We start from the raw sequence: 7,323 nt of genomic DNA on the forward strand, positions 1-7,323 counted from the left end.
CATGGAGGTGCCGACCACGTTTCTCTATTCACACTCCGCACCTCAAGCCTAGCCAGCCTGAGCGAAAGATGCAAGCCTCCCCCGGCACAAGCCGCTGTTAACTAAGGGATAGGCTAACTAAGTCTGCACGCTATGTCGGGAGGATGTACGAGGTGGGACGGGATGAGTCAGGACGATACAGCGCCCCCACACAATGCGCAGGTTGCGCCGCTTTCCAACCGAAGATGAGCCCTAAATCTCAAATTCGGGTGCCATGACCTCCGCCAGATACTGGGCGAGAAATTGACGGGTACGCGGATGTTGCGGCCGGCTGAACAACTGTTCGGCCGGTCCCTGTTCGATGATGCGTCCGCCATCCATAAAGATCACCCGCTGCGCGACATCTCGGGCGAAACGCATCTCGTGGGTAACGATCACCATGGTGCGCCGCTCCTGCGCCAGTGAACGCAAAGTGGCCAACACCTCCCCCACCAGCTCCGGATCCAACGCTGAGGTCGGCTCATCGAACAGCAACACCTGCGGTTGCATGGCTAACGCCCGCGCGATCGCGACCCGCTGTTGCTGGCCGCCAGAGAGACGCTTCGGATAGGCGTGCGCCTTATCGGCCAATCCGACACGTGCCAACCATGCCAACCCTTGGCGTTCCGCCTCTTTCCGGGCGACGCCATTGACCACGCGCGGCCCCTCGCTGACATTCTCCAGCGCCGTGAGGTGGGGAAACAGATTGAAGTTTTGAAAGACGAAGCCGACTTGTTGACGTAGGCGGCGGATCTGCGCCTTCTGCCGCGCCAACGGACGCGCGGCATCCACTTCAATCCCGGCGACGCGGATATGTCCGGCGTCTGGCGCCTCCAACAGGTTAATGCTACGTAGCAGTGTACTCTTACCCGAACCGCTGGGGCCGATGATCGCCACTACCTCGCCCGGTTGGACGCTCAGGTCGATAGCGTGTAAGACGCGTTGTTGATGATAAGACTTCACCAGTTGTGTCAGTTCGATGGCGCTCACGCTCTGCTCTCCTCATCACGCCACCCCACGGCGCGCTCTGCGGCCACTGTAGCAAGTCATCACCGCATGAAAAGGAATAAAAAAGCATATGCTAATCGTTAACTGAAATAACTACTGTTCGTCCCCGCCTCGGCGGCTTCTCGTCCTGCGCGCAGAAATTGACGATATTTGCGCAGCGCGATGCGGTAGTTGTTCTGACTACATGGCGGCAAGCGTTCTAGCCATTCCCACTCGGTGCTAGGATCGTTTAAGGTCTGCGCCGAGAGCTCGCGGAGCGCCGCCATCTCGTCCAGGCGACGCAGGCGTACCACATACTCCCGGATACTGCTATGGCGCATGTCGGTCTGTTCACACAGATATTGCTTAAAACCCATGATATCGAACCGACTGCCTTGGGCATGGCAATAGACATCGCTACAGAAGCGGCACAACACTAACAGCGACTGTTGTAAATCGGCCCAGTCATCGTCATCGATCAGCCGCTCCATTTGTGCCTGACGTTCACGATTTAACAGGTGACCGCCAAGCACCAGCGAGATGCGATCTAGTGGACGTCCACAGTGGCCGCAGTGGCTCTGGCTATGTTTAAAGTCTTTCAGATAACGGCTCAATGGCCGTGGTTTGCTGAGGGATGGAAAAGAGACGAATGACATCGCAGCACTCCGCTGTAGGCATAAAGACGGCTTAATGCTGAGAGAGAAGACGGCTACGCAGACGCTTGATCGCCTGGCTATGTAGCTGGCTCACGCGCGACTCCCCGACCTCTAGCACTGCACCGATCTCCTTGAGGTTTAACTCTTCCTGGTAATAGAGCGTTAAGACCAACTTTTCCCGCTCCGGCAAGGCCTCGATGGCAGCGATCACTCGACCACGCAGATCGCTCTCCAGCAACTGGCGTAGTGGGTTCGCGCTCTCCTCCTCGCCCCAGACCGGCTCCGCATTATCGCCATGCTCCTCACGCCACTCATCGTAGGAAAAGAGCTGGCTGCTATTGGTATCCAGCAGGATCTGCTGGTACTCCGCCAACGGAATCCCCATCTCCTGAGCGATCTCACCGTCGCTCGGCACCCGTCCCAGGCGCTGTTCGGCACGCTGCATCGCTGCCGAGACACCTCGGGCATTGCGGCGCACACTACGCGGCACCCAGTCTCGACTGCGTAATTCGTCCAACATTGCGCCACGAATACGCTGGATCGCGTAGGTGGTAAAGGCAGTCCCCTGCATGGCGTCATAGCGCTCTACCGCATGCAGTAGCCCGATGCCGCCCGCCTGTAGCAGGTCGTCCAGCTCCACACTGGCCGGAAGACGAACCTGTAGGCGCAGCGCCTCATGACGCACCAGCGGCGCATAGCGCTGCCATAACGTATTTTTGTCAATCACGCCTTCAGCGGTATACAAATCAGTCACGTCGACAAAACTCGGGTTAATGAATGCCGGGCTATTATCCCGGATCTCACCAAGGGCAATGGTGCAATTAGTCGGTAAAAAAGCCTCCTTTTAGCCGCTTTGTTCTGCGTAACAGGGCGCGCTACGGTGCGCTAAGCATGAAAAAACCCCGCCAAGGCGGGGTTTGACAGAGACGGACTCGGCTGAGAATTAACGCAGCAGAGACAGGACGTTCTGGGTAGACTGGTTAGCCTGCGCCAGTACGGAGGTACCGGCCTGCTGTAGGATCTGCGCACGGCTCATGTTGGACACTTCGGTCGCGTAGTCGGCATCCTGAATACGAGAACGGGAGGCGGACAGGTTGTTGACGGTGCTGTTCAGGTTATTGATGACAGAATCGAAACGGTTCTGTACCGCACCCAAGCCGCTGCGCAGGTCATCTACCTGAGACAGGGCGCTGTCTAATTTAGACAGCGGATCGGCTGATGATACGCCACTAAATGTAGCCGTTGCTGCTGCACCACTTAATGCCAAAGTCGTATTTACAGCAGTACCACCCATTGCCGTATTACCAGTAACTTTATCTTTACCATTCGCTAAGGTACCTGCTGCTGCATAGCTCTTGCCCTGGAAAGTTACATAGCCGACATTGTTACCATCTTTATCAACCCCGATTTTGACCAGCTGTTGAGCCTGAGTCGCCGCCGTTGTCAAACCATTGTCCGGATCGGTATATTTAACATCGGTTTTGTTCAAGCCTACTTTACCTGATGCCGCGTCCAGAGAAGCTGCATAGAAAGTATCTCCTGACTGCACCACATAATTACCGGTCAAATTACCATCTTTATCTTTTAGGGCATGCAAAGATAACGTAGAAGCATCAGCACCTAAATCTTTCGCAGCCGCGCTTAAATCTACAGTTTTAGGAGCACCAGTACCATCGCCAGTTACAGCGGTAATAGCATCCCCAACACTGACACTATTTTTCGCAACGGAAAAGCCATCCAGCCCTAAAGTAGAGCGATTAATCGCTTTCAAATCAATATCAATCGTCTGACCATCTTGAGAACCTACCTGAATACTCAATTTCTGGTCACCGCTCAGAACCTTAACACCATTAAAATCAGTCTGTTTAGAAATACGATCGATTTCATCCAGACGCTGATTAATTTCATCTTGGATAGATGACAAGTCGCTGGCAGAGTTAGAACCGTTCTGTGCCTGAACAGCCAGACGACGGATGTTCTGCAGGTTGTCGTTGACTTCGTTCAGCGCGCCTTCGGTGGTCTGCGCCAGGGAGATACCGTCGTTGGCGTTACGGGATGCCTGGGTCAGGCCGTTGATGTTAGCGGTAAAGCGGTTGGAGATCGCCTGGCCGGCGGCGTCATCCTTGGCGCTGTTGATGCGCAGACCGGAGGACAGGCGCTCGATGGCGGTGCCCAGGGCAGACTGGGATTTGTTCAGGTTATTCTGCGCCATCAGCGACAGGCTGTTGGTATTAATGACTTGTGCCATAGTATGCTTTCCTTCAAATGTTGCGCCGTTGCGCATCACAGTTAATCGGTCGGGCCTGATTGCCCCACGGCGTCATCAGCCACCGTCCCCCTAGGTATCGACGTTCCCAGAATAACCTTTAGTAAATTTTTCATTTTTTTTTGTGGCACCGCCAATCGGCGAAAAAGCCCCCATTTTCCTGCGTCTATTGGCCCATCGTTTTTTACGATCTTTCTGTAAACTTTTCTTAGACAGAGCCGATAACGCGTATAGCGCACTAGTCATTCAGAAAGGAAATATTCATGGCAACCATTTCATCACTGGGGATCGGCTCTGGACTCGACCTCAACTCCCTGCTGACCAAGCTGACCGGGGTCGAGAAACAACGCTTGATGCCTTATACCACCCAACAGAGCAGCTATAAATCCAAGCTGACCGCCTATGGCACCCTGAAGGGGGCATTAGAAAAGTTCGATGATGTGAGCAAGGAGCTGGCGAAAAGTGATGCATTCACCATTACCAAGGCCAGCAGCCACGACCAGTTTACCGTCACCACCAGCGCCAGCGCCGTGCCGGGCAACTATGCGATCAATGTCACCCAGTTGGCCCAGGCGCAGAGCCTGACCGCACAGACGCACGCCAGCAGCCAGACGGAGCAAATGGGCAGCGCCGGTGCCAGCAACCGTGAGCTGACCATCACCGTCGGCGAGCCGCCGAAAGAGACCAAGATCGCCCTGAGCGACGAACAAACTTCCCTGACCGGGTTACGCGACGCCATCAACAAGTCTGGCGCCGGCGTCAAAGCCAGTGTGATCCAGATCTCCGATAAGGCCTACACCCTATCCATTACCGCCGCCGAAACCGGGGCGAAGAGTAATATCAAGCTCAATGTCAGCGGGGACAGTAAGTTAGGCGATATGCTGAACTACGATAGCAGCCACCCCGCAACCGGTACGACGAATATGGCGCAGACCGTCGAAGGTAAAGACGCCGAAATGACACTCAATGGCGTGAAGATCACCCGCAGCAGCAATAAGATCACCGATGCACCCCAAGGCGTGACGCTAGAGCTAAAGGCCGTCACGCCTAAAGACAGCTCACAAAATCTGGTCATTACCAATGACAGCGACGGGGTAAGCAAGAAGATCCATGATTGGGTCGACAGCTATAACTCGCTGATCGATACCTTCGCCTCGCTGACCAAATTTACCCCGGTCAAGAAAGGTCAGGCCGAAAACTTCACCAACGGCCCACTGCTGGGCGACAACACGCTGCGTGCCATCCAGTCCGGCGTCAAAGGGGTGATGAGCTCGGCGCAAGACAACCCTAACATCAAGGGGCTAGGGAACCTGGGCATCAGCACCGATCCGCAGACCGGCAAACTGAGCATCGACGACAGCAAACTGAAGAAGGTCATCGACGAGTATCCCGAGCAATTGCAGCACTTCTTTGTCGGCGACGGCAAAGATAGCGGTATGGCCAACATGATCCACAAAGAGATCCAGAGCTATATCAAGAGCGATGGCGTCATCGACTCGACCACCAAGAGCATCAACAACAGCCTACAGCACCTAAGCGATCGTATCGATAGCGTCAATCAGAGTATCGACGAGACCATCAACCGCTATAAGGCCCAGTTTGTCCAACTGGATAAGATGATGGCCAAACTGAACAGCACCAGCAGCTATCTCACCCAACAATTTAATGCCATGAGCAACAGTAAATAAGGGTAATCGTTACTATGTATAACGCAATGGGCAGCCAAGCCTATGCAAAAGTCGGACTGGAGAGCGGCGCGATGAGCGCCAGTCCACACCAACTGATCGTGATGCTGTTTGACGGGGCGCATAGCGCCCTGGTTCGCGCAGCACTGCACATCGATGCCGGGCAGATCGCCCTAAAGGGGCAATCACTCAGTAAGGCCATCAACATCATCGATAACGGCCTCAAGGCCGGATTAGATCTGGAGAAGGGTGGCGAGTTGGCACAAAACCTGAGCGCGCTGTACGACTATATGGTGCAACGTCTGCTACAGGCTAACCTGCACAACGACGCCGACGCCGTTCGCCACGTGACAGAACTCCTCGACAACATTGCAGACGCCTGGCGCCAGATAGGCCCCCATTCTCCAACCACCCAGCAGGGGTAATACTATGTATGGACTACCGCCGCTACTCCAAGCCTACCATCAGGTTCTGGCCTTAAGCGAGCGCATGCGTGACTTAGCACAGCAAGAGCAATGGGAGGCGCTGATCGCGCTGGAGGTGGACTACCTTACGGCGGTATCGAACACGGCCCAATTGATGTCGCCGTCTGAACCGACCCCGGCGCAGCAAAACCAACTGCGCCAGATAATACAGCAGATCCTTGGCAACGAGGCTGAGGTGAAGAAACAGCTACAGGCACGGATGGACGAATTACGCCAGTTGATCGGTAACGGTAATCGTCAACAGGCGTTGAGCCATGCCTATGGTCAGTTTACCGGCGAGATCTTACTGCCCGGCGAACATTTATAATAACGCATCATCACATCGCCTCTCTCCCTCTTTTCCACCAGTTCGCTGGCGTCCCATACTGTCATGGCAACATCGATGACAAGATGCGGTGCGCCGGGCGCTGGCTCTATCTAAAGGTCGCTCGCTTCTATTATCTCAAGCGCCTCTCGCCGACGCCTAAAAAAAGACCCCGCAACAAAAGCACGGGGAAAATGAAAGCAAAAAGTAGACTGTAGCAAACAATATCAGCGATAAGCTGTGAGCAATCGAAGTCAACCATCGCTATATATTAAAATATACAACGATTGGTGTGATATTACCAGCGCCATCAACGGCGTCAGCGAATTTATCGCTGGTCACTGCTGGTGGCGCTGACGGGGTGATAAACACACAGATAAGCCGCGCGCGCCTGCCCCGTAGGGCTCGACTTCAGCCCAGGAATGGCATAGGCGCCATCGAAACCATTATGCTGGCAATAAGACAACGCATCGGCTTCCATCGCCGCCCGGTCGACCACTGCGGGATCGAAGCGATACACCAGGGAGTGCGAGACCGGATCCTCCTCGCTACGCACAAAGTGACCCGGTACGCTGCTACAGGCGCTGAGTAAGACCAACGACGCCAATAGATAACGCGGACGCATGATTCTCTCCTTAACGGGGCATGAACAAAGGGCGTCCATTGTATCCCCTGGCGCTGGACAGTAAAGCGCACAGCGAAACTTGTCGCGGTATGCTGTGGATATGTTTGTTTTTTTACACGATAAAACGCGTCCAAAGGCTCATCAACCGACACGATGTTAGCTACCGTCGCGCGCTGAGCTAATACGCCGCAGAGAAATTCAGATGCGCTTTATGCCCCATGAATGCACCATCACACAACATAGTCGCCTGGAGGCCAAGAGCACCAAGGGGCAGAACGCCCAACATCACACCATCCA

At 54.7% G+C, this 7,323-nt stretch carries 8 protein-coding genes; 3 read left to right on the top strand and 5 right to left on the bottom strand.

Annotation, left to right across the window (positions count from 1 at the left end; genetic code table 11):
* Positions 1–231 precede the first annotated feature (231 nt).
* The 4 genes from tcyN to EHO01S_RS01570 form a co-directional block, all read right to left on the bottom strand.
* Complete coding sequence (tcyN, locus tag EHO01S_RS01555; RefSeq protein WP_024522304.1) at positions 232–1,008, bottom strand: L-cystine ABC transporter ATP-binding protein TcyN; 777 nt, start codon at positions 1,006–1,008, stop codon at positions 232–234.
* Positions 1,009–1,106: 98 nt separating this feature from the next.
* Positions 1,107–1,661 carry a flagella biosynthesis regulatory protein FliZ gene (fliZ, locus tag EHO01S_RS01560; RefSeq protein WP_024522305.1) on the bottom strand — a complete coding sequence of 185 codons (555 nt, stop codon included), beginning with the start codon at positions 1,659–1,661 and terminating at the stop codon, positions 1,107–1,109.
* A 31-nt stretch (positions 1,662–1,692) separates the two neighbouring features.
* Positions 1,693–2,415, bottom strand: coding sequence for an RNA polymerase sigma factor FliA (locus EHO01S_RS01565; RefSeq protein WP_005287369.1), 723 nt, complete (start codon positions 2,413–2,415; stop codon positions 1,693–1,695).
* 189 nt (positions 2,416–2,604) lie between these two features.
* Complete coding sequence (locus EHO01S_RS01570) at positions 2,605–3,909, bottom strand: flagellin FliC (protein ID WP_024522306.1); 1,305 nt, start codon at positions 3,907–3,909, stop codon at positions 2,605–2,607.
* A 281-nt stretch (positions 3,910–4,190) separates the two neighbouring features.
* Between EHO01S_RS01570 and fliD the strand changes: the two genes are divergently transcribed.
* The 3 genes from fliD to fliT are packed head-to-tail and all read left to right on the top strand — an operon-like array spanning position 4,191 to position 6,404.
* Entirely contained in the window at positions 4,191–5,615 is a 1,425-nt protein-coding gene (gene fliD, locus EHO01S_RS01575; protein ID WP_024522307.1) for a flagellar filament capping protein FliD, read from the top strand.
* A gap of 14 nt (positions 5,616–5,629) precedes the next feature.
* The gene (gene fliS, locus EHO01S_RS01580; protein ID WP_024522308.1) at positions 5,630–6,037 is read left to right on the top strand and encodes a flagellar export chaperone FliS; all 408 of its coding nucleotides are present in this window, start codon (positions 5,630–5,632) and stop codon (positions 6,035–6,037) included.
* Between the two features lie 4 nt (positions 6,038–6,041).
* Positions 6,042–6,404 (top strand): flagella biosynthesis regulatory protein FliT, encoded by a 363-nt coding sequence (gene fliT, locus EHO01S_RS01585; protein ID WP_024522309.1) that lies wholly within the window; start codon positions 6,042–6,044, stop codon positions 6,402–6,404.
* A gap of 325 nt (positions 6,405–6,729) precedes the next feature.
* Here fliT and EHO01S_RS01590 read toward each other — a convergent pair whose 3' ends face one another.
* A complete protein-coding gene (locus tag EHO01S_RS01590) occupies positions 6,730–7,026 on the bottom strand; it encodes a hypothetical protein (RefSeq protein WP_024522310.1) in 297 nt (98 codons plus the stop codon).
* Positions 7,027–7,323 lie beyond the last annotated feature (297 nt).

This window comes from Edwardsiella hoshinae NBRC 105699 = ATCC 33379 (assembly GCF_000474215.1).
Classification (GTDB): Bacteria; Pseudomonadota; Gammaproteobacteria; order Enterobacterales; family Enterobacteriaceae; genus Edwardsiella; species Edwardsiella hoshinae.

Excerpts from the sequence above, each read along its gene's own strand:
- EHO01S_RS01570 (WP_024522306.1), bottom strand. The coding sequence starts at position 3,909 with ATGGCACAAGTCATTAATACCAACAGCCTGTCGCTGATGGCGCAGAAT.
- EHO01S_RS01590 (WP_024522310.1), bottom strand. The coding sequence starts at position 7,026 with ATGCGTCCGCGTTATCTATTGGCGTCGTTGGTCTTACTCAGCGCCTGT.
- fliT (WP_024522309.1), top strand. The coding sequence starts at position 6,042 with ATGTATGGACTACCGCCGCTACTCCAAGCCTACCATCAGGTTCTGGCC.
- fliD (WP_024522307.1), top strand. The coding sequence starts at position 4,191 with ATGGCAACCATTTCATCACTGGGGATCGGCTCTGGACTCGACCTCAAC.
- fliZ (WP_024522305.1), bottom strand. The coding sequence starts at position 1,661 with ATGTCATTCGTCTCTTTTCCATCCCTCAGCAAACCACGGCCATTGAGC.
- fliS (WP_024522308.1), top strand. The coding sequence starts at position 5,630 with ATGTATAACGCAATGGGCAGCCAAGCCTATGCAAAAGTCGGACTGGAG.